General features: G+C 62.1%; 19 protein-coding genes. 2 read left to right on the plus strand and 17 right to left on the minus strand.

The features are described 5' to 3' along the window. Positions 1 to 49: 49 nt before the first annotated feature. The 4 genes from RHSP_RS01650 to RHSP_RS01665 form a co-directional block, all read right to left on the minus strand. On the minus strand, positions 50 to 433 hold the full coding sequence (locus tag RHSP_RS01650) for an AGROH133_08824 family phage infection protein (RefSeq protein ID WP_004107841.1): 384 nt from the start codon (positions 431 to 433) through the stop codon (positions 50 to 52). Between the two features lie 108 nt (positions 434 to 541). Beyond that, positions 542 to 2,773: a primosomal protein N' gene (locus tag RHSP_RS01655; RefSeq protein WP_037148945.1), complete on the minus strand. Its 2,232-nt coding sequence runs from the start codon at positions 2,771 to 2,773 to the stop codon at positions 542 to 544. Between the two features lie 57 nt (positions 2,774 to 2,830). Then, positions 2,831 to 3,964, minus strand: a complete 1,134-nt coding sequence (locus RHSP_RS01660) for an AAA family ATPase (protein ID WP_037148948.1) — start codon at positions 3,962 to 3,964, stop codon at positions 2,831 to 2,833. A 26-nt stretch (positions 3,965 to 3,990) separates the two neighbouring features. Next, positions 3,991 to 4,935, minus strand: coding sequence for a GNAT family N-acetyltransferase (locus tag RHSP_RS01665; protein ID WP_037148957.1), 945 nt, complete (start codon positions 4,933 to 4,935; stop codon positions 3,991 to 3,993). A 243-nt stretch (positions 4,936 to 5,178) separates the two neighbouring features. On the opposite strand from RHSP_RS01665, the gene RHSP_RS01670 reads away from it, so the two are divergent. After that, entirely contained in the window at positions 5,179 to 6,114 is a 936-nt protein-coding gene (locus RHSP_RS01670) for a tyrosine recombinase XerC (RefSeq protein ID WP_037149058.1), read from the plus strand. Positions 6,115 to 6,243: 129 nt separating this feature from the next. Continuing rightward, a complete protein-coding gene (locus tag RHSP_RS01675) occupies positions 6,244 to 7,335 on the plus strand; it encodes a TraB/GumN family protein (RefSeq protein ID WP_037148959.1) in 1,092 nt (363 codons plus the stop codon). Here the strand turns inward: RHSP_RS01675 and RHSP_RS01680 are convergent. The 13 genes from RHSP_RS01680 to sucC form a co-directional block, all read right to left on the minus strand. Next, complete coding sequence (locus RHSP_RS01680) at positions 7,313 to 7,825, minus strand: DUF2867 domain-containing protein (protein WP_004107847.1); 513 nt, start codon at positions 7,823 to 7,825, stop codon at positions 7,313 to 7,315. The genes RHSP_RS01675 and RHSP_RS01680 overlap by 23 nt on opposite strands. Before the next feature lie 202 nt (positions 7,826 to 8,027). Next, positions 8,028 to 10,889, minus strand: coding sequence for a M16 family metallopeptidase (locus RHSP_RS01685; protein WP_200863235.1), 2,862 nt, complete (start codon positions 10,887 to 10,889; stop codon positions 8,028 to 8,030). 111 nt (positions 10,890 to 11,000) lie between these two features. Next, positions 11,001 to 12,407: a dihydrolipoyl dehydrogenase gene (gene lpdA, locus RHSP_RS01690; RefSeq protein ID WP_004107849.1), complete on the minus strand. Its 1,407-nt coding sequence runs from the start codon at positions 12,405 to 12,407 to the stop codon at positions 11,001 to 11,003. 141 nt (positions 12,408 to 12,548) lie between these two features. Further along, positions 12,549 to 13,187 carry a LysE family transporter gene (locus RHSP_RS01695; RefSeq protein ID WP_004107850.1) on the minus strand — a complete coding sequence of 213 codons (639 nt, stop codon included), beginning with the start codon at positions 13,185 to 13,187 and terminating at the stop codon, positions 12,549 to 12,551. A gap of 18 nt (positions 13,188 to 13,205) precedes the next feature. Further along, positions 13,206 to 13,961: an SDR family oxidoreductase gene (locus RHSP_RS01700; protein WP_004107851.1), complete on the minus strand. Its 756-nt coding sequence runs from the start codon at positions 13,959 to 13,961 to the stop codon at positions 13,206 to 13,208. Continuing rightward, complete coding sequence (locus RHSP_RS01705; protein ID WP_004107852.1) at positions 13,958 to 14,485, minus strand: hypothetical protein; 528 nt, start codon at positions 14,483 to 14,485, stop codon at positions 13,958 to 13,960. The genes RHSP_RS01700 and RHSP_RS01705 overlap by 4 nt, the downstream gene beginning before the upstream one ends. After that, on the minus strand, positions 14,482 to 15,231 hold the full coding sequence (locus RHSP_RS01710) for a DUF4241 domain-containing protein (RefSeq protein ID WP_004107853.1): 750 nt from the start codon (positions 15,229 to 15,231) through the stop codon (positions 14,482 to 14,484). The genes RHSP_RS01705 and RHSP_RS01710 overlap by 4 nt, the downstream gene beginning before the upstream one ends. A gap of 15 nt (positions 15,232 to 15,246) precedes the next feature. Beyond that, the gene (odhB, locus tag RHSP_RS01715; RefSeq protein ID WP_037148971.1) at positions 15,247 to 16,479 is read right to left on the minus strand and encodes a 2-oxoglutarate dehydrogenase complex dihydrolipoyllysine-residue succinyltransferase; all 1,233 of its coding nucleotides are present in this window, start codon (positions 16,477 to 16,479) and stop codon (positions 15,247 to 15,249) included. Between the two features lie 31 nt (positions 16,480 to 16,510). Then, a complete protein-coding gene (locus tag RHSP_RS01720) occupies positions 16,511 to 16,831 on the minus strand; it encodes a YciI family protein (RefSeq protein WP_004107856.1) in 321 nt (106 codons plus the stop codon). 11 nt (positions 16,832 to 16,842) lie between these two features. Beyond that, a complete protein-coding gene (locus RHSP_RS01725; protein ID WP_037149070.1) occupies positions 16,843 to 19,827 on the minus strand; it encodes a 2-oxoglutarate dehydrogenase E1 component in 2,985 nt (994 codons plus the stop codon). Between the two features lie 175 nt (positions 19,828 to 20,002). Then, the gene (gene sucD, locus RHSP_RS01730) at positions 20,003 to 20,905 is read right to left on the minus strand and encodes a succinate--CoA ligase subunit alpha (protein WP_037148977.1); all 903 of its coding nucleotides are present in this window, start codon (positions 20,903 to 20,905) and stop codon (positions 20,003 to 20,005) included. Between the two features lie 12 nt (positions 20,906 to 20,917). Further along, complete coding sequence (locus RHSP_RS01735; RefSeq protein WP_037148979.1) at positions 20,918 to 21,409, minus strand: DUF1579 family protein; 492 nt, start codon at positions 21,407 to 21,409, stop codon at positions 20,918 to 20,920. A 5-nt stretch (positions 21,410 to 21,414) separates the two neighbouring features. Beyond that, positions 21,415 to 22,608, minus strand: coding sequence for an ADP-forming succinate--CoA ligase subunit beta (sucC, locus tag RHSP_RS01740; RefSeq protein WP_037148981.1), 1,194 nt, complete (start codon positions 22,606 to 22,608; stop codon positions 21,415 to 21,417). Positions 22,609 to 22,615: the final 7 nt, after the last annotated feature.

The following is a 22,615-nucleotide window of genomic DNA, read 5'->3' on the forward strand; positions in this document are numbered from 1 at the left end:
GCATGGGGATAGCGCGGGCAAATGAGGCCGCGCCGAAGCGATTTTCGGCTCAAATATAACCTAACCCGTACAGAAAAGGTAGCGCGGCAAGAATCGCCTGCACAACCAGAAGGAGAAGACTGAAGATCACACTGCCGCGGTCGGACATGAGCGCGAGAATACGACCGAACGCCGCGACGCCGAAGGAAGCACCAAGCGCAAGATAGATCATCGGCTGCGCAAGCAGGATCGCCATCAGCCCGAAACCGAGCATGAAGCCGCCGGCAGAACGAGCCTCGCCATAGGCATCGGATCGCCCTTCCTTCACCTGAAGCTTGAGGATGCGGTAGGTGTAGCCCGGCGCGAACATCAGGAAGAGGCCGATCAGTGCCGTGACGGCGGCCGAACAGTAGGCGAGCCGCTCGCCGAATTCGGTCGGAAAATAAAGCTCCATCGGTCGCCCCCAAAAAGTCAGCCGCGCAAATCACATAAGTGAGACGGCGACTTATGGCATGATCCGATCAGACAGGGAAAGGCGCAGTCAAGATATCTGCCGCATCAATCACAGAAAGCTTTGCGGATCGATATCGAGCTGCACCTGTACGGAGCCGCGTTCCTTCGGCGACTGCGCCAGCATCGCTCGAAGGAAGCCCTGCATGTCGGAATTGCGCCGGCCATGCACCAGCAGGCGGAAGCGATGCCGCCCGCGCACGAGCGCGATCGGCGCCTCGGCCGGGCCGAGTACCGATATGCCCGAGACCTGTGGCGCCGCATTGCGCATGCCGCGGGCGTGCGTCTCGGCATCCTGCCTGCTGTCGGCCGAGACGATGATTGAGGCGAGCCGGCCGAAGGGCGGCAATATCGCCCTTTCACGCTCCACAATCTCGCGCTCGTAAAAGGCGCCGGCATCGCCGGAGACGATCGCCTGCATCACGGGATGCTGCGGCTGGTAGGTCTGCAGCAATCCGTGGCTCTTCAGGCCCGTTCGCCCGGCGCGGCCCGTCACCTGCGACAGAAGCTGGAATGTGCGCTCGGCGGCGCGCGGATCGCCATTGGCAAGGCCGAGATCGGCGTCGACGATGCCGACCAGCGTCATCAGCGGAAAATTATGGCCCTTGGCGACGAGCTGCGTGCCGATGACGATATCCGCCTCGCCCTTGGCGATGGCATCGAGCTCCAGCCTCAGCCGCTTGACGCCACCCATGATGTCGGAAGACAGCATGATCGTCCGCGCTTCGGGGAAGTGACGCTCCACTTCCTCGGCAATACGCTCGACGCCCGGCCCGCAAGCAACGAGATGGTCGAGCGTGCCGCATTCCGGGCAGGCCTCCGGCGTGCGCTCGGCATAGCCGCATTGATGGCACTGGATCTGGCCGCGAAACCGGTGCTCCACCAGCCAGCTCGAACATTGCGGGCACTGGAAGCGATGGCCGCAGACGCGGCAGAGCGTCAGCGGCGCATAGCCGCGCCGGTTGAGGAACAGCAGCGCCTGCTCGCCCTTGGCAACCGTCTTGCCGATCGCGCGGAGTAAGACCGGCGAAAGGAAGCCGCCGCGCTCCGGCGCATGCCGGCGCATGTCGATCAGATGCAGATCGGGAAGTGCGGCATCGCCAAAGCGCGTCGGCAGGTGAATGGTGGTGTAGCGCCCGCTCTGGCCGTTGACCTGGCTTTCGACGGAAGGCGTGGCCGACACCAGCACCACGGGGAAATCGCCGATGCGGCCGCGCACCACGGCCATATCGCGCGCATTGTAATAGACGCGATCCTCCTGCTTGTAGGCAGGGTCATGCTCTTCGTCGACGATGATCAGGCCGAGATCCTCGAAGGGCAGGAACAGCGCCGAGCGAGCGCCGGCCACGACCCTGACCTCGCCGGTGACAGCCTGACGCCAGACCTTTTCCCGAATCTTCGGCGCAAGATCGGAATGCCATTCGGCCGGCTTGGCGCCGAAGCGATCCTGAAAGCGTTCGAGAAAGCTTGCCGTCAGCGCGATCTCCGGCAACAGGATCAGCACCTGCTTGCCGCGCCTCAGCGTTTCGGCAATAGCCTCGAAATAGACCTCCGTCTTGCCGGAACCGGTAACGCCGTCGATCAGCGAAACCGCGAACTCACCCTCGCGCACATCGGCCAATATCTCGTCAGCCGCCTGCCTCTGCGGCCCTTCCAGCCGCGACGGGATGAATTCGGGATCGGGCTTGGCAACAACGGGCGGCGGCGGCAGAAAGATCGTCTCGAAAATACCCTGCGAGATCAACCCGTCGACGACGCTGGTGGAAACGCCGGCCGCATGCGCGAGGCCGATGCGCGTCCACGAAAGCCCGTCGGAGGCAATCTCCATGACCTTGGCGCGCGCCGGCGTCAGCCGCTCCGGCTGCCCGCCGACGAAGCGTAACCCTTCCACCATCGGCTCGGGATCGAAGGCGGCCGGCGCCCGGAGCGCCATCCGCGCCACCAGCCCCGGCGGCGACAGCGTATAGCCGGCAACCCAATCGATGAAATCGCGCATATGCTTGCCGAGCGGCGGGCAATCGAACACATGGCTGATCGGCCGAAGCTTCTTCGGATCGACACCGCCATCGTCCTCGCCATCCCAGACAACGCCGATGACCTGCCGCGGCCCAAGCGGCACCTGCACGACCGACCCCGGCTCCACCGCCATACCCTCGGGCACGGAATAGGAATAGGCCCTCGGCGCCGGCATCGGCACGAGAACAGGAACCGTATGGCTCATCACAGGTTTTGCGGGCGCCGCCTCGAAAAGCGCACCGAACAGATCGGAAGAATCTTTGCTCATTGCGCCAGACCATGCCTTGGACGAACGCAAAAGAAAACCCGCATTGCCGGATTGCCGCTATTCATCATCGTCGTCGATCACGCCGGTCAGCCGCATACCGTCGATCCAGGTGGAGCCGTCTTCGCGGATCACGCGGCGCGGCTTTGCGCCGCAGCGCTCGCGCACGGCCTGCGCCAGAACTTCGGAATGGGTGACGATCCAGATCTGGCTGGTCCTTGCCGCCTGCGCGATCATGTCGGCGAGCGGCGCCAGCATGTCGGGATGCAGGCTCGCCTCCGGCTCGTTGAGCGCGATCAGCGGCGGCAGGCGATAGGACATCAGGGCCGCGGCAAGGCTGAGAAAGCGGATCTGGCCATCGGAGAGCTCGCGCGGCTGGAAGACGCGATTGGGAAATTCCGGCAGCATCAGGCCGAAATCCGCCGTTTCCTCCGGCACCGGCACGACGAGCCGCGCACCGCCGAGTGCTGCTGCGATCACTCGGTCGAGTTCGACGGTGTCTCCTCGTATATGCACAAGCGTGGCGAAAGCAGCTGCAATGTTGGCGCCGTCTTCATCCAGCATCGGCGACGTGACCGCAAGGCAAGGCGCACGCAGCGGCGAGCCGCGATCGGTGCGAAACCCGTGATAGAATCGCCAGGCTTCGACGGCGCGCCGGAAGGTGCCGATCTCCGGATAATGTCCGGCATCACCAAGCAGCGCAATCGCGGTTTCCGACGGCAAGGCCTGCTCGCGATAGGTTTCCATCCGGCCAGACTCGCCTCGCACCGAAATACCAGGCCCGTCGCGCTTCATCATCGTTACCGGCCGGCGTCCGGCTTCGAACGTAAGCTCTTCGGTCTTGATTTCCGGCTCAAGCGAGAAACCCGCCGCGGCCGGCGGCCGCATGCCAGCCTCGATCGAGTAGCGGAAGGTCGCCGCCCGCTCCATATCGAGCAGCTCGACGTCGAAGCGGATGCGGGCGGATTCGTGCGAACGCCGCTTGCCCGACCACATGGCGGAGAACATGCCGCCCTCGCTGGAAATCTCATGCGCCAGCCTGCCGCGAACAGCAGCCTGCACGAGCTGCAGCGAGCGATAGAGGTTGGACTTGCCGACGCCGTTCTCGCCGATGAACAGATTGACGTCGGCGAGATCCATGCGGATCGAGCGCAGGGAACGATAATTCCGGGCAAACATGGAGCGTAGCTGCATGCCACGCGGTTTAGCCGATTCCCATATCAAAGAGAACGCGAAACCAGGGTTTCGTCCCGCCTGGGTAGAACAAGCGGCGAGAAGGTTGCATTGCTGTCGGCTGCAAGATCGAAGACGGTGTGCTTCTCCAGCGCCTTCGTCACCTCGTTGACCTCGCCGTCCAGGTGTTCGACGGGGATCAAATTACCGACAAGGAAATCGAACTGGTCGCCGCGCTTGTTGAGCAGCTCGTGAAAGACGGTCATGTCGCGCAGCTCGGTCGACCATTTTGCGAACCAGTAGAACAGGCCGGAATTGCGCGCCGTCAGATGCACGGGCAGGATCGGCAGATTGTATTTTCGCGCCAGCCCAACGGCCGATGTCTTCCAGGGACGCTCGTTCAGCTTGCCGTTCGCCCAATAGGCGATGCGGCCGGACGGAAACAGCACGGTGACCTTGCCGTCGGCGACAGCGCGGTTGGTCAGCTGCAGCGTCTCGCGCGTCTTCGGCTTGCTCTTGTGCTCCTCTCGCCATTCGACCGGGATGATCATCTCGGCGAAGCGCGGATTGACGCGGACGGCATCGCGATTGGCAAAGATCATCATATCGGGCCGGCGCGACTTCAAGAGGTCAAAGACGGCGACGCCGTCCGCAATGCCGGTCGGATGGTTGCTGACGAGAATGAAGCCGCCGGTAGCCGGAATGCGCTCGGCATGGGTGACGCCGATATCAAGTCTCAGCAGATCGCTCATATATTCGAAACACTGGAAGCCCGAAAGCTTGGCGACATCATCGGCAAATTCGATCGCCTTGTTGTAGCGCAGCAGCGTGTAAAGGAACGGACGCATGAGCGGCCAGAGCGGGTTGCGCACGATCTTCCGCCCGCGCTCGGCGATCAAAGTATCGACGATATGTCCGGGTTGGCCCTGGGACACCAGAGCGATCGCCTCTGCCAGCTGTCCCAGTGCAGTCATCGAACCGCGGCGCGCCATGAAGTATCCTGAATGGTTGGGATATATGCTATCGCAATCGAATATGATCGAAGCATGACAAACGCCTCGCATATGACAACCGAACCGCTGAAGATCCGCGATCGGCCCATATGCAGTTTTTTGGTGCAGCTGTACCTGCAATACGAGGGGGAAACACACCCGAAGCAGCGGGAAAGTTAGTGATTCCATAACCTTCCTTCCTTCAAAGTGGCAGAAGGAATCCGAATTTCAAGGGGGTTTCCACTGAACGATTTGTTGATCATCGCCGACTCAGGGTTGATGGCGGAACGCAACCGCTGGCTCGAAGCGCTTGGCCAGGAACGGCGGCTCGCCGATCACACCCTGAATGCCTATGAGCGCGATACGCGGCAGTTTCTGATGTTCCTCACAGGCCATCTCGGCGGTCCGGCGACGATCAAGGATATCCAGGCTCTGCGCCCCGCGGACTTTCGCGCCTTTCTCGCCACACGCCGCAAGGATGGCGCAGGCGCGCGTTCGCTCGGGCGCAATCTTGCCGGCCTTCGTTCACTGTTGCGTTACCTCGAAAAGAAAGGCCTGGTGAATGCCGCCGGTGCAGCCGCGGTGCGTTCGCCGAAACAGCCGAAATCGCTTCCCAAGCCGCTCTCGGATACCCAGGCGATCACCGTCGTCAGCGACGAGGCGCAGCTGCATGAGGAGCCCTGGATCGCCGCACGCGACGCAGCCGTGCTGACCCTGCTCTATGGCTGCGGCCTGCGCATTTCCGAAGCGCTGGGTCTGAAGCCGCAGGACATGCCGCAAGGCGCAACCTCCCTGCGCATCACCGGCAAGGGCAACAAGACGCGGCTGGTGCCGCTGCTGCCGATCGTTATCGAGGCGGTCGATCACTACCGCAAGATTTGCCCCTACCATCTCGATGCGGACGGTCCGCTCTTTCGCGGCGCCCGCGGCGGCAAGCTGCAGCCGGGCATCATCCAGCACGGCATGCAGAAGCTGCGCGGCGCTTTCGGCCTGCCGGATACGGCCACACCGCATGCGCTTCGTCATTCCTTCGCCACCCATCTCCTGGCCGGTGGTGGCGATCTGCGCACCATCCAGGAGCTGCTTGGCCACGCCAGCCTGTCGACGACACAGGTCTATACCGGCGTCGACTCCTCGCGGCTGCTCGAGGTCTATGACCGCGCCCATCCCCGCGCGTAAGGAAAGATTAACCCCTTGCATTAAGGGAATCTCCGTCCGGTGCGTGTAAAGCAGAATCCTGTCCCGGCATGCCTCCCGAAAGCCGCTTTCGAGCGCTAAGGATATGCCCTCTGCGAACGGAAGGTTTTGATGATATCTGCCCTCGGATCCAAGGCGATGCGGTCGATGAAGCCGACGCCCGGCGACATCCTGCTTTGGCTTGCCACAGCCTTTCCGCTCGCACTGGCGATCCTGCTGGTCGCGACCATGCTGACGCTGCAGCCGGCCCATGCCGAAGAAGCACCGTCCGACAGCTGCGGCGGCAAGGATCTGATGGCGGAGCTGCAGAAAACCGATCCCGCGAAATACGCCTCCATCATCGCCGCCGGCGACAAAGTGGAAAACGGCAAGGGCATTTTCTGGAAGATCGAAAAGCCCGGCCTGAAGCCCTCCTGGCTGCTCGGCACCATGCATGTCTCCGATTCGCGCGTGCTTACCATGCCGAAGGGCGCAGCCGAGGCTGTCGCCTCATCGGATACGATCGTCGTCGAATCCGATGAGATTCTCGACGACAAGAAGGCCGCGGCTACGCTGTTTGCCAATCCGTCCCTGACCATGCTCGCCGACGGCTCGACCATCAGCCAGCATCTTTCGCCAGAAGACAATGCACGTCTGGAGGCGGGGCTAAAGGAACGCGGGATTGTTCTTGCCGCCGTTTCCCGCATGCAGCCCTGGCTGATTGCGAGCTCCTTCGAAATGACCGGCTGCGAAGTTCGTCGCAAGACTGCCGGCGCGAAATTCCTCGATCAGAAGCTGGCAAGCGACGCCGCCGCCCAAGGCAAGCAAGTCAAGGGCCTGGAGACGCTGGCAGAGCAGGCCAAGGCCATGAGCGACCTGCCGACCGAACTGCATCTGAAGTCGCTGATCCAGACGCTCGAGCTCGGCAACAAGATCAACGACGTCAACGAAACGATGACCGACCTCTATCTCGTCGGCAATATCGGCGCGATGGTGCCGATGCTGAAGGTCATCGAGCCGAGCCAGAAGATCACGGACGCCGACACCGCCGCCTTCGAACAGCGCATCATCCTCGACCGCAACAAGGTGATGGCCGAACGCTCCGCCCCGATCCTCGGCAAGGGCAACGCCTTCATCGCCGTCGGCGCACTTCATCTCGTTGGCGATCAGGGTCTGGTCGCACTGCTGCGCAAGCAGGGCTTTACGGTGACGTCTGTAAACTGACCTTAGACATGCGCTTGCCGAAACCGGCGAGCATGTTTGCGACGATCAGCCGATGGAACGGCGCAATCAGCGCGATATAGACCCGCCCGAGCAGTATCTTGCGTCTCACCAGCGTCGTCGCATCAACCAGCCGGTGGCCCTGGGCATCATCCCGCACGTCGATGACGACGCGAAAGTCGAGATGACGATCGTCAAAACCGAGCACGACCTGATGGTCCGATTTGCTGACGACGGGAAAGAAGCCGATCGTTTCCACGCCATCCCCAGCCGCGCTGCCGGACGACTTCAATCCGAACAGGGACGTCACCGAATCGCGCAGTTTCAGCAATAGCCGCACCCAGAGCGGAAAGCGGCTGAGCATGGCACGCGCGGCAGCAATTGCCGTGAAATCCGATTTCGGAACCTGTAGCTCGTAACAATCCGCCCAGTCCGCGGTCGGCAACGCCGGGTGCGGCATGAGGGGTTTCACCACCAGGGGTCTTGCAGGCATCATCTCACCTGTCGCTTCGATGTCTGCAAGCTACCACATCGGCAAATCTACCAAAACGCGCAAATGCCGCCTGCGGCAATTTACCAGAGGTGCGGCCGGCTAGAGCATTTCCGCTTTTCTTCGAATCGCGAAAACGCTCTATCTTCTTGTTTCCCAGCGCATTCCGGACGGAAAACCGCTACGCACTTTTCCTGGAGCTGCTCTAGCGAACAGCCGCTCCATTCGCCGGCAAGATCTTCAGGCGCCAGGCCGTCTCCGGCTTCAGATATTTCGTGGCGATCGCGCGGACGTCCTGCGCGGTCAGGGATTGGTAATTGTCGATACTGCCGCGAATCCGTTCCAGGCGCCGCGGGTCGGTCTGGGCATTGCCGAGGCTCTCCAGCCAATAATTATTGGTCTGTTGCGAGCGCTTGATCTCCTCAACGATCGGAGCCCTGGCCCGCGTGAGTTCATCCGGCGAAACATCCTTGTCCCGCAAATCGGCGGCGATCCTGTCCACGAGATCGAAGAAATGGTCGACCTTGGCCGGGGTCGTCTCGACATAATAATAGGTAAAACCATAGCCCGGTATCGCTCTGGACAGATCGACATCGCCCTGGGGACTATAAGTCGCGCCCTCGGCAACGCGGAACTGATCGATCAGGCGATTGCGGAAGATCGCTCCGGTAGTGTTAGCGGCGGCAGCGCGCGGCAGGTTGGAGAGAAAATCGCCGACCGGCATGGCGACGAGCGCGCCGGCATTGTCGCTTCGCCCGTCCTGAAGCCGCACGACCGGTTCTGCGGTCGGCGCCGGAAAGAGCCTGTCGCCATTACCGGCCTGTCCCCGCGCGTCAGGCCGGGCCGGCAGCGCGCCAAAGGTCTCGGCCGTCATGCGGATGGCGTCATCCACCGCAACATCGCCGGCGATGATGACTTCGATCTGCCCCTTGGAAAGATAGGGCCGCAGGAACGCCTCGAAATCCTCCGGCTTGGCATCGAGCAGTTGCGCCCGCTCCGGGAAGGTCCAACGCGGATCCCCGGAATGCAGAAGGCCGGGAAGATCACGGCCGACCACGCTGCCCGGCGTTGCCTGAAGCTGCGGAAGACTGTTCAGATAGGCCTGCTGCACCCGCTTGAAGACGTCGGGGCGATAGACCGGATCGGACGCGTAGGCCGTCAGAAGCTGCAACTGCGTCGCCAGGTCGCTCGGCCGCGTGGCCCCTTCGAACCGGAAGGCGTCATCCCGGATGGAGAAATCACTGCCGACGACCTTTCCAGCCAAAGCCTTCTGCATGTCCTCGTAGCCGATGGCCTTCAGACCGGAGAGCGGGACCGACGACGACGCCCAAATCGGCAGCGGCCGGTCATGCGGCAGTTCGAGCCGACCATGGCCGATATTGGCGCGGACCAATATTTCGTCGGCGCGAAGCTTGGTCGGCTTGACGGTCAAGCGCACACCATTGGCAAAGCGCACCATCGTAACGCCAAGGTCATCGACCACACGCCGCTCGACGACGGCTCCCGCCGTTCCGAAATCGGTATAGGGCCATTCGACGGCTGCCGTTTGCGATGGCGCAGTAACCGGCATGGCACGCGAGTCGGCATAGGCCTTTTCCACAGCAGCGAGGCCGCCTTCGGGCATTTGCGGAATCTGCAGCACCAGCTGCGGACCATTGCCTGCAAAGGCGCGCTGAAGACTTTCGTTGGCCTCGGTCGCAGTCAGACCTTTCATCGCGGCATCGAACAATGAAAGGTCGTCCGCCGGCGACGTGAAAACGACATTCTCGCCGACGCTCCAGACCAGGGACCCTGCGATATCGGGGCTTGTGCGCGTCGCCGCACCGCCCGCAGCGGCCTGCAGCATCGAGCGGTATTCGGTAATTTCGCGGTCGATCTCGCTTTGCGCGACACCGAACTCTGCAATCCGGCGCTGTTCGCGATCGATGGCGGCAAGGGCTTCCTGCCATTTGTCCGGATTGGTATCGGCAGCAATCATCGTGACGCGCGCGGATTTCAGGACATTCTGCGCACCGGCCTGCGCGGTGACGAAGGGCGCATCGGGCAGCTGCGCCAAAACGGAGATGCGCCTGTTAAGGACGGCAAGACCGATCCCTTCGACCACCTGCTCGCGGCGCTTGGCAACCGTATCCTCAGAGGTGTCATATGGTCGGGTCCAGGCGATCTGCACGCGGGTCGCGCCGCCGGGCACGACGACGGTTCCGACACGCTCACCGTGTTTTTCGAGAACGCCCAGATCGGTTGCGGCCGGCGCTGGCGTATTCGATGTCCAATTGCCGAAACGGTTGCGGATATCGGCTTCGATATCAGCCGCATCGATATCGCCGACCACGATCAGCGTCGAGCTCTCCGGCCGATAGTTGGCGCGATAATAGTCCCGAACCAGATCGACCGGGGCATTGCTGATGATGTCGGTCTTGCCGATGGGCGGCCGCTGCGTCGCCCGTTGGCCCGGCAGCAGCCGATTGAGGAAGCCGATCCCGCCCCGATATTGCGGGGTGTCGCGCAGCTTCTCTTCGGAAAGGATGACGCCGCGCTCGCGGTCGAAGGCGCCGGCATCGAGCGTCAGTTCGCTCGCCGTCTCGCGCATCAGCATCAGGCCGGTGGACACCGTCTCGGCATTGGCTTCCGGCAGATCCAGCGAATAGACGGTTTCGCCGTAGCTCGTCGAGGCATTGGTATCCGCGCCAAAGGCCAGGCCGAGGCGCTGGAGAGTGCGGATCATCTCGCCTTCAGGAACGTGGGTCGAACCCTTGAACGCCATATGCTCAAGGAAATGCGCCAGACCCTGCTGGTCATCGCGTTCCTGCAGCGAGCCGGCGCCAATGCGGAAGCGGATCGCCACCTGCCCCGCCGGCGTCGCATTGTGCATGATCGCAAAGCGCATGCCGTTGGGCAGCGTGCCAAAGCGGATGCCGGACTCCGCCAGCAGATCGCTGCTGGCCTGCGGCCAGCCGACGACGGGCGTTTCGGCACGAGCCGGAAGCACACCATTCAGCAGGAGCGTGAAGGCCGCGACAATGAAAAGTTGTAGGAATGCGGAAACAGCGGGGATTTGGCGTAACATGCTGACTTCGGTGAATGGGAGAGCTTCGATGATGCGATGCAGGGGAGCCTTGTTCATCGCATCATCAGCCAAGCATTGCAATCCCAGCACCCCGCTGCGCTGGGATGCCGTTTACATATGGATCGGCTTGAAGAAGGTCGCGAGCGCTGCTTCCTTCACAGCTTCCGACATTGTGGGATGCGCATGGCAGGTACGGCCGAGATCTTCCGACGAACCGCCGAACTCCATCAGCACGGTAATTTCGTGGATCATTTCGCCGGCACCGAAGCCGACGATATGGCCGCCGAGAACGCGATCCGTTTCCTTGTCGGCCAGGATCTTGACGAAGCCGTCCGTCGCCAGCATGGCGCGGGCACGGCCGTTGGCGGAGAACGGGAACTTGCCGACCTTATAGGCGATACCTGCAGCCTTCAGCTCTTCCTCGGTCTTGCCGACGGAGGCGACTTCCGGCTGCGTATAGACCACGCTCGGGATGACGTCATAGTTCACATGGCCGGCCTGGCCGGCGAGGATTTCGGCAAGCGCCACACCCTCGTCTTCCGCCTTATGGGCGAGCATCGGGCCTTTCACGACGTCGCCGATGGCATAGATGCCGGCGACATTGGTCTTGAAGTGACCGTCGATCTCGACGCGGCCGCGATTGTCGAGCACGACGCCGGCTTCTTCCAGCCCGAGGCCCGCCGTGTACGGCTTGCGGCCGGTGGCGACGAGAACGACATCCGCATCGAGCACGACCTTGTCGCCGCCCTTGACCGGTTCGAACGTAACCTTCGCGCCATTACCGGACTTCTCGACGCCGGTAACCTTGGCGCCGAGATGGAATTCGATGCCCTGCTTGGCGAGCATGCGCTGGAACTGCTTGGAGACTTCGCCATCCATGCCGCCGAGGATGGTGTCGAGATATTCGACGACGGTGACCTTGGCGCCGAGGCGTGACCAGACCGAGCCGAGCTCGAGGCCGATGACGCCGCCGCCGACCACGATCATCTTGCCCGGCACCTTGTCGAGCGCGATGCCGCCGGTCGACGAGATGATGACCTTCTCGTCGATCTCGAGCGGAACGCCCGGAATGCCGGCAACGTCGGAACCGGTGGCGATGACGATGTTCTTGCCCTCGATCTCGGTGACCTTGCCGTCATCGGCGGTCACGGAAACCTTGCCGGCGGAGACAATCTTGCCGGTGCCCTGGAAAGCATCGATCTTGTTCTTCTTGAACAGGAAGGCGACGCCGTCGACATTCGACTTCACCGTCGCATCCTTGTGCGCCAGCATCTTGCCGAGGTTCAGCGTCGGTGCAGCGACCTCGATGCCAAGCGCATCCATGCCATGACCGGCGTGGTGAAACATCTCGGAAGCATGCAGCAGCGCCTTGGACGGAATGCAGCCGACGTTGAGGCAGGTGCCGCCAAAGGTCGCGCGCTTTTCGACGACCGCGACCTTCAGGCCGAGCTGCGCTGCCTTGACTGCGCAGACATAGCCGCCAGGGCCGGTTCCGATAATGATCACATCGTAGGACATGTCTTAATTTCCTTGTTTTGTATCTCTGTTAGAGCATGATGCCGAAAAGTGTGAGCGGTTTTCGGACGACATCATGCTCTACTTCTTTGATTCTAGAGCGGATTCAGATTTTAGGTCGTTTCGACCTAAAATCATCCGGCTCTAATCGGCCGCCCGCGCCAGGGCGAGGCGGATGCCGAAGCCAACGAGCGCCGCTCCGGTGATGCGGTTGAACCATTTTCCTGAGGCGATGAAACGATCGCGAACCGGCTTGACGGTGAAGAAGGTCGAGACGCCGGCGAACCAGGCGACGAGCGCCGTCGCCATGCCGATGCCGTAGCCGAACTGGATCAGCCCCGGCGTGTCGTGATGGATGAGCGTCGAAAACAGCGACAGGAAGAACACCACCGCCTTCGGGTTCAGCGCATTGGTGATGAAGCCCGTCGCCAGGCAGCGCCAGACCGAGACCGGCTTGCGATCCGCATCCGTGATCTCGATTTCGTTGATCTTAAAGCCCGGCTCGCGGAAGGACTTGATGCCGAGATAAACGAGATAGAGCACGCCGGCCCATTTGATCATGCTGAACAGCATGAGCGACTGCGACACGATCAGGCCAAGACCGAGGATGGTGTAGCTGATGTGAAACAGCAGCGAGAAGCCCATGCCAAGCCCTGTCATGACGGCAGCGCGGCGGCCATGCACGATGCTCTGCCGTAGGATGACGGCAAAATCGGCGCCGGGAACGACGATGAAGATCGAGAACACCGCCATCAGGCCGAGAAATTCGAAAATATACTGCATGTTATCTACCCACTCCCATCAGCGGCCGCCGCTTACATCGAGCAGGGCGCCCGTTATGTAGGATGCGTGGGGGCTAAGCAGGTAGAGGACCGCGTCCGCCACCTCGTCGGAGGTTCCCGCACGCTTCATCGGCAATTGCGGTGCGATGTCGCGAGCCCGGTCCGGCAAGCCGGCGGCGGCATGGATATCCGTATCGATGATGCCGGGCCGGACGGCATTGACGCGGATGCTTTCGGCCGCCACTTCGCGTGCAAGACCGACCGTGAAAGTATCGATCGCTCCCTTCGATGCGGCATAATCGACATATTGTCCGCCACCGCCAAGCGTGGCAGCCATGGACGAGACGTTGATGATCACCCCGCCCTTGCCGCCATGCCGGGTCGACATGCGGCGCACGGCTTCCGCTGCCGCCAGCATCGAGCCGGTGATGTTGATGCGGAACATGCGGTCGATCCGCTCCGGCGTCATCTCGTCCAGGCGCTGCATGGCGTCGACGATGCCGGCATTGTTGACAAGCCCGTCGATACGGCCGAAATGCGCATCGATTTTGGCGAAGACGGATTTGATATCCTCGGCCTTGCCGACATCGCCCGCGATCGCAATCGCCTTGCCGCCGGCATCGCGGATCGTCCCCACCACAGCCTCGGCGGCTTCCTCGCTCGACGCGTAGTTGACTGCCACGGCCCAGCCGTGCTGGGCGGCGGCCAGGCAAATCGCAGCACCGATGCCGCGGCTACCGCCGGTTACAAGGAGAACAGGCGCATCATCGGTCATTGATTGCATCCTTTCAAGCTGAGGACATCCCAGGGCGCGACGGTCGCCTTGCCTTTACCCCAGAGGGAAGACTTCCGGATGGAGGGACCGAGCGCCGGCAGGAAAAGCCGGTCCGCCGCGCTCTCGCCTTCGGCTGGCAGCGCACGAATATGGCCTTTCAGGTCGGAGGCGTAAACCATGCCTTGCCAGACGGTGCATGCTCTGAGATCCGCCCCGGTCACATCGCCCTCGGGGCATTCGAACATGATCCGGCCATCGGCGCGCAACTGATCGTCGGTGCGCATGACGACGCCCTCGGCCACGATCGCGGTATTGCGCACGGCAAGTTTGAATCTGTTGCTGACGGATGATTCCGACCCCATGGGCTCGAAGCGCAACTCGTAGGCATTGTCCATATCGACATAGACGGCCTTTTCCTGCGCACATTCAGCCGCAAAGGCAGGCAGCGGGTTGACCGCGAAAATCAACATCGCCCCGTACAGAGGCGTCTGTTTTACCATCGTCGACATTGCCGGCATGATCATTCGCCTCCCGGCTCGCGCCGGCCGTTGGCATTCTCGGTTACGCCGAAATCAGTAAGCAGAACGAGAGGCAGGCCGCTAGCGTCGAGCCCCCAGAAAACCGGATAGAAACCATCGCCCCAGCCGCTCCAGAAAATCGCGACATTGCCGCGCTTGCCTGCTATCGGCCGGTGCATGGCATATTTGTCGCCGTTTGTCTGCAGCTCCGGCGCCAGGACGTCGTCATAATAATTGATATCTGACGATGCCTTCTCCGCCTGAACCCGCTTTTCGCGCTGCTGGATCAAGGCATAGGTATCGGCATCCATGTAGCAGCCGAGACCGGCATCGACCGGATAGCCGAAAAACTCGTCGCCCTTCAGCGAATTGATATCCTGGCCCGGGATCAGCGCCAGTTCCCAACGTACCGGCTTGCCCTCTGCAAAACGCATGCTGGCCGCAGCGATGCGGCCGAAGGCTTCATAAAGCGTCACGGGATAGTCACCGGGGGCAACCTTCCGGACGAGCGCTGCGCGGTCAGGCCCAACCAGCGGATCGCTGGCGACGATGCGCCCGGAGGTCAGCTCCACCTTGCCGATGCGAAGAACCTTGATCGAGCGGGCGTCAAGATCGGCGTCGCTAAGCGACGCCAGATCGAAATTGCTGCTGAGTTTAGAAGTGTCGAAGTCGTCCGCACCGGCGGACGATGAAACCCATGCGGCGACGGCGCACAACAATCCGCGCAGCGTCCGCATGGGCCATGTCGACATGATCCAACGCTCCCCTTAGAGATCGAGAACGAGACGTTCCGGATCTTCCAGGCTTTCCTTGACGCGCACGAGGAAGGTGACCGCTTCCTTGCCGTCGACGATGCGGTGATCGTAGGAGAGCGCCAGATACATCATCGGGCGGATGACGACCTGGCCGCCGATGGCGACCGGACGCTCCTGGATCTTGTGCATGCCGAGAATGCCCGACTGCGGCGCATTCAGAATCGGCGAGGACATCAGCGAACCGTAGACGCCGCCGTTCGAGATGGTGAAGGTGCCGCCCTGCATGTCGGCCATCGAAAGCTGACCGTCGCGGGCTGCCTTGCCGAGGCGGCCGATTTCCTTCTCGATCTCGGCGATCGACATCTGGTCGGCATCGCGCACGATCGGAACGACCAGGCCCTTGTCCGTGCCGACGGCAACGCCGATGTGGCAGTAGTTCTTGTAGATGATGTCGGTGCCGTCGATCTCGGCGTTAACGGCCGGCAGTTCCTTCAGCGCGTGCGTGACGGCCTTGGTGAAGAAGCCCATGAAGCCGAGCTTCACGCCATGCTTCTTCTCGAAGATGTCCTTGTAGCGGTTGCGCAGGTCCATCACAGCCTTCATGTCCACCTCGTTGTAGGTGGTGAGCATGGCGGCGGTGTTCTGTGCATCCTTGAGGCGCTTGGCGATCGTCTGGCGCAGGCGCGTCATCTTCACACGCTCTTCGCGGCCGGCATCCTCGACGGCAGTCGGGGCGCGGGCGGCAACAGGAGCGGCCGGTGCGGCGGCCGGAGCCGAAGCGGCCTTGGCGACAGCGGCGATAACATCGCCCTTCAGCACCTGGCCGCGCTTGCCGCTGCCATCGACCTGATCGGCGGAGAGATTGTTTTCAGCAAGCAGCTTTCCAGCAGCCGGTGCCGGCGGCATGGAAGAAGCCGGGGCGGAGACGGCGGGAGCTGCAACCGGAGCAGCAGCGGCCGGGGCCGCTGCAGGCGCGGCAGCCTGTGCCGGAGCAGCGGCAGCGCCGTTGCCGGCGGAGATCTGGCCGAGCAGCGCGCCGAGGCCTACGGTTTCGCCGGCCTGGGCAACGATTTCGGACAGGGTGCCGGCCGACGGTGCGGGGACTTCGATCGTCACCTTGTCGGTTTCAAGTTCGAGAAGCGGCTCATCGGCCTTGATGGCATCGCCGACTTTCTTGAACCAGGTTCCGACAGTCGCTTCGCTGACGGATTCGCCGAGGGTAGGAACGCGGATTTCAGTGGCCATTGTTCAGATCCTGATTTTTCGTCGTTATGACTTAGATAGAATTACCGGCGACGGACGGCCGGAGAATGAGTGAGGGCATCGGCGAGATTTCGATACGAAAACCGAGCCCGGCGAGAAGGACGGGATCGGCATCACCAAGCGACCTGGCCGCATCGGCATGCTCTACGTCGACGACAGCCATGCCGAAAGCACCATCGGCCGCGAAGACCGGGCCGACGACAACTGCCGTCCCGGCACTCGCATGTTCTCGCCAATAGGCGGCGTGTCGCTGCATGGCGGCCATCTCCTCCTCCGTGGCGTCATGCGGGAAGCTGGGGCGCGGTGGCACAAGTTTCAGATGAAAATAGGCCATCGCGCAACCCCTCAACCGCCGAGCGCATCCTCGAGGAACGCCGCAAGCTGCGACAGATGCTTGGACATCAGGCCCGTCGCCGGAGAGGCGGCGGCCGGACGGCCGGTGTAGCGAACGCGCTGGTACTTGGCATCGATATGGGCGAGCACCCATTCCAGATAAGGATCGATGAAGGACCATGCGCCCATGTTCTTCGGCTCTTCCTGGCACCAGACCATCTCCGCGTTGCGGAAGCGGCTGAGCTCGTTGATGAGCGCCTTGGCCGGGAACGGATAGAGCTGTTCGATGCGCAGCAGGTAGACATCGTCGATGCCGCGCTTCTCGCGCTCTTCCAGGAGATCGTAATAGACCTTGCCCGAGCAGATGACGACGCGACGGATCTTGTTGTCCTTCTGCAGCTTGATCGGGCCATCCTTGATCACTTCCGCATCGTCCCACAGCAGGCGATGGAACGAGCTTTCGCCCGCCATCTCCGTAAGGGTCGACACGGCGCGCTTGTGGCGCAGCAGCGACTTCGGCGTCATCAGGATCAGCGGCTTGCGGAAGTCGCGCTTCAGCTGACGGCGCAGGATGTGGAAGTAGTTCGCCGGCGTCGTGACGTTGGCGACCTGCATGTTGTCCTCGGCGCAGAGCTGCAGATAGCGTTCCAGGCGGGCGGAAGAGTGTTCCGGACCCTGGCCTTCATAGCCATGCGGCAGCAGGCAAACGAGGCCGGACATGCGCAGCCACTTGCGTTCGCCTGACGAGATGAACTGGTCGAAGATGACCTGCGCACCGTTGGCGAAATCGCCGAACTGAGCTTCCCACAGCGTCAGCGCGTTCGGACGGGCGAGCGAATAGCCGTATTCGAAGCCGAGAACCGCTTCTTCCGAAAGCATCGAATTGATGACTTCGTAGCGGGCCTGGTTCGGCGACAGGTTGGCGAGCGGAATATAGCGCTCTTCGGTCTCCTGATCGTAGAGAACCGAATGACGCTGCGAGAAGGTGCCGCGTTCGCAATCCTGACCGGACAGGCGGATCTTGTGGCCATCGACGACGAGTGAACCGAATGCAAGGGCTTCCGCCATGGCCCAATCGATGCCCTCGCCGGTCTGGACCATGTTGGCACGGTTTTCCATGAAGCGCTGGATGGTACGATGGGCATGGAAGCCAGCCGGGATTTCCGACAGCTTGCGGCCGATGTCCTTCAGCGACTTCATCGGCACGGCGGTCTTGCCGCGGCGCTGCTCGTCGGCATTGTCGGCCGCGTGCAGACCGGACCACTCGCCGTCGAGCCAATCGGCCTTGTTCGGCTTGTAGGACTGGCCGGCCTCGAATTCCTGCTCGAGATGGGCGCGCCAGTCGGCCTTCATCTTCTCGACTTCGCCTTCGGTCAGCACGCCTTCACCGATCAGCCGCTGCGAATAGATCTGCAGCACCGTCTTGTGAGCACGGATAACCTTGTACATGTTCGGCTGCGTGAAGGACGGCTCGTCGCCCTCGTTGTGGCCGTAACGGCGGTAGCAGAACATGTCGAGGACGACAGGCTTGTGGAACTTCATGCGGAATTCGGTCGCGATCTTCGCCGCGTAGACGACCGCTTCCGGATCATCGCCGTTGACGTGGAAAATCGGCGCCTCGATCATCTTGGCGACGTCGGACGGATAGGGCGACGAACGCGAGAAGGCCGGATTGGTGGTGAAACCGATCTGGTTGTTGATGATGACGTGCATCGTGCCGGCAACGCGGTGGCCGCGCAGACCGGAGAGACCAAGGATTTCCGCAACGACGCCCTGGCCTGCGAAAGCCGCGTCACCATGGATCAGCAGCGGCACGACCTTGGCGCGTTCGGATAGCGGAATGATGTCGCCATCCCAGACGGTGGCACCCATGTCCTGCTTGGCGCGGGCCTTGCCCATGACGACCGGGTTGACGATTTCCAGATGCGACGGGTTTGCCGTCAGCGACACATGCACCTTGGCGCCGTCGAAATCGCGGTCCGAGGAGGCACCGAGATGGTACTTGACGTCGCCCGAACCTTCGACTTCGTCGGGCGCATAGGAGCCGCCCTTGAACTCGTGGAAGATGGCGCGGTGCGGCTTGCCCATGACCTGGGACAGCACGTTCAGACGGCCGCGATGGGCCATGCCGAACACGGCTTCTCTCAGACCAAGGTGGCTGCCGCTCTTGAGGATCTGCTCGAGCGCCGGGATCAGCGATTCACCGCCGTCGAGGCCGAAACGCTTGGTGCCCTTGAATTTGACGTCGAGGAACTGCTCGTAGCCTTCTGCTTCGATGACCTTCTGCAGAATGGCCTTCTTGCGCTCGGGATTGAACGCGATGCCCTTGTCCGGCCCTTCGATGCGTTCCTGAATCCACGCCTTTTCCTCCGGGTTGGAGATGTGCATGAATTCGACGCCGAGGGTGGAGCAATAGGTGCGCTCGAGGATCTCGATCATCTCGCGAATGGTCGCGAATTCGAGGCCGAGCACGTTGTCGATGAAGATCTTGCGGTCGAGGTCCGCCTCGGTGAAGCCATAGGCTTCCGGCGACAGCTCCTTGTAGTCTTCGACCGGAGCAGCGATGCCGAGCGGGTCGAGCTTGGCATGCAGGTGGCCACGCATGCGATAGGCGCGGATCATCATGATGGCGCGGACGCTGTCGCGCGTTGCCCGCAGGACATCGGTCGTATCGGCCGGCGTGCCGGCGACTTCGGCCTTCGCCTTCAGCTTGGTCTCGATGACCTTTTCGACAATGCCCCAGTCGCCGTCGAGCGCGGAAACCAGGTCGCCCTTCGCAGCGATCGGCCAGTTCTTGCGCTGCCAGGAGGCGCCCTTGGCTGCCTTCTTCACATCGTCGGGGTTATCCTCGAGCGCCTTGAAGAAAGACCGCCATTCGTCGGAAACCGATGAAGGATCGTCCTCGTAACGCGCGTAAAGCTGCTCGATATAGGCAGCATTGGCGCCATCCAGGAACGAGGTGATCTGAAATTGCTCGTTGGCTTCTTGCCTTGCCATGGTGAATCCGCGGGCGCCTTCGCCCGTCTCCCAACTTGTTTGCATTGCCGGTTTTCGGGTCCCCGGCGACCGTATTTCGTTTGAGGCCATCAAGGCCGTCGGCATGCACTTGCGAATTCCGAAACCGGACGGGACAGGGCTGATGCCGCCCCGTCCGGCCTTGTCATAGGTAGGTTCAGCCCTTGAGGACTTCCACCAGCGTCTTGCCGAGACGTGCCGGCGACGGCGACACGCGGATGCCTGCCGATTCCATCGCTGCGATCTTGTCTTCCGCGCCGCCCTTGCCGCCGGAGATGACGGCGCCGGCATGGCCCATCGTGCGGCCGGGAGGTGCCGTGCGGCCGGCGATGAAGCCGACCATCGGCTTCTTGCGGCCCTTCTTGGCTTCGTCCTTGAGGAACTGTGCCGCGTCTTCTTCGGCCGAACCGCCGATCTCGCCGATCATGATGATCGACTTGGTTTCGTCGTCGGCAAGGAACATTTCCAGGACGTCGATGAATTCGGTGCCCTTGACCGGGTCGCCGCCGATGCCGACAGCCGTCGTCTGGCCGAGACCTTCATTGGTGGTCTGGAACACGGCTTCATAGGTCAGCGTGCCGGAACGCGAGAGAACGCCGACGGAGCCCTTCTTGAAGATGGAGCCCGGCATGATGCCGATCTTGCATTCGTTCGGGGTCAGAACGCCCGGGCAGTTCGGCCCGATCAGGCGCGACTTCGACTTGATCAGACGATCCTTGACCTTGACCATGTCGGCGACCGGAATGCCTTCCGTGATGCAGACGATGAGCGGGATTTCGGCTTCGATCGCTTCGAGGATCGCAGCCGCAGCGCCTGCCGGCGGCACGTAGATGACCGAAGCGTTGGCGCCGGTGGCGTCCTTGCCCTCGGCAACGGACTTGAAGATCGGCAGCTTTTCGCCGTCCTTGCCGGTCCAGGTTTCACCACCCTTGGAAGGGTGGATACCGCCGACCATCTTCGTGCCGTGATAGGCAAGAGCCTGTTCAGTGTGGAAGGTGCCGGTCTTGCCGGTCAGGCCCTGAACCAGAACCTTGGTGTCTTTGTTGATGAGAATAGACATGCGAGGCCTTTGTTACGAGAGGTTGGAAGACGCGGAGGCAACGCGACGATAGACGCCGCTGACGACCTCCTGCCATGTATCGCTGCCGGTGGGCGAGAAAGTGACGCCCATGCGGTAGCAGTCTTCATTTTCGAACTGAAAGAAAGTGCGCTGCGCACCGCGCGGCGAGACCTTGGTCAGGACGAGCTTGTCGTCGATCCACTCGCCGGAAGCCGGCGAGGCGGGCACGAAGCCTACGGTATCGAACTGATAGAGCTTGTAAGCCTGGTCCGTCGCATCGAAGCCGAGAATGTTCCGGGCTTCGAACGATGTGCTGCCGTCCCGCGTCTGCACGTAGCGCTGTTCGACGAAAAATCCGCCGAACAGACACTCGGCCGTGAGCTGCGCGGTTGCCGTGCCTTCCTTCGTCCAGGCCGAAGCCGCGACGCGCTCTTCCCCTTCCCAGGCGCCGGCAAAAGCACCGAGGCGGAGATGAGCAGCCGTTGGAGCGAAGGAAGCAGCCATCCCGATCAGCCCTTGACTGCCTTCACGATCTTCTGGGCGGCATCGTCCAGGTCATCTGCGGAGATGACGTTGAGACCGGATTCGTTGATGATCTTCTTGCCGAGCTCGACATTGGTGCCTTCGAGGCGAACGACGAGCGGAACCTTCAGACCGACTTCCTTGACGGCTGCAAGCACGCCTTCGGCAATGACGTCGCACTTCATGATGCCGCCGAAGATGTTGACCAGAATGCCCTGGACAGCCGGATCGGCAGTGATGATCTTGAAAGCGGCCGTAACCTTTTCCTTGGTCGCGCCACCGCCGACATCGAGGAAGTTCGCCGGCTCTGCGCCGTAGAGCTTGATGATGTCCATGGTTGCCATGGCAAGACCGGCGCCGTTGACCATGCAGCCGATGTTGCCGTCGAGGGCGACATAGGCCAGGTCATATTCGTGCGCCTGGATTTCCTTCTCGTCTTCTTCCGACGTGTCGCGCAGGGCGCGGACGTCTTCATGACGGAAGAGGGCGTTGCCGTCGAAGGAAACCTTGGCGTCGAGGACCCGCAGGTGGCCGTTGGTCATGACGATCAGCGGGTTGACCTCGAGCAGCGCCATGTCCTTCTCGACGAAGGCCTTGTAGAGGATCGGGAAGAGCGTGGCAGCGTCTTCGCGGGCGGCCCCTTCGAGCTTCAGCGCGTCGGAAAGAGAAACCGTGTTGGCAGCCGTGACGCCCGTCGACGGATCGATGGCGACGGTGATGATCTTTTCCGGCGTATCGTGCGCGACGGTCTCGATGTCCATGCCGCCTTCGGTCGAAACGACGAAAGCAACCTGACCGACGGAACGGTCGACGAGGATCGAGAGATAGAGTTCGCGGTCGATGTCGGCGCCGTCTTCGATGTAGAGACGGTTGACCTGCTTGCCGGCCGGGCCGGTCTGCTTGGTCACCAGCGTGTTGCCGAGCATATCCTTGGCGTTGGCGACGACATCGTCAACCGACTTGGCAAGGCGAACGCCACCCTTGGCGTCCGGGCCGAGTTCCTTGAACTTGCCCTTGCCGCGGCCACCGGCGTGGATCTGGCTCTTGACGACGTAAAGCGGGCCCGGAAGCTGCTTGGCGGCAGCGGCGGCTTCGTCGGCGGAGAAGATGGCAACGCCGTCCGCGACGGGTGCGCCATAGCTCTTCAGCAGAGCCTTGGCCTGATATTCATGAATGTTCATGGACTTA

Source organism: Rhizobium freirei PRF 81 (assembly GCF_000359745.1).
Lineage (GTDB): Bacteria > Pseudomonadota > Alphaproteobacteria > Rhizobiales > Rhizobiaceae > Rhizobium > Rhizobium freirei.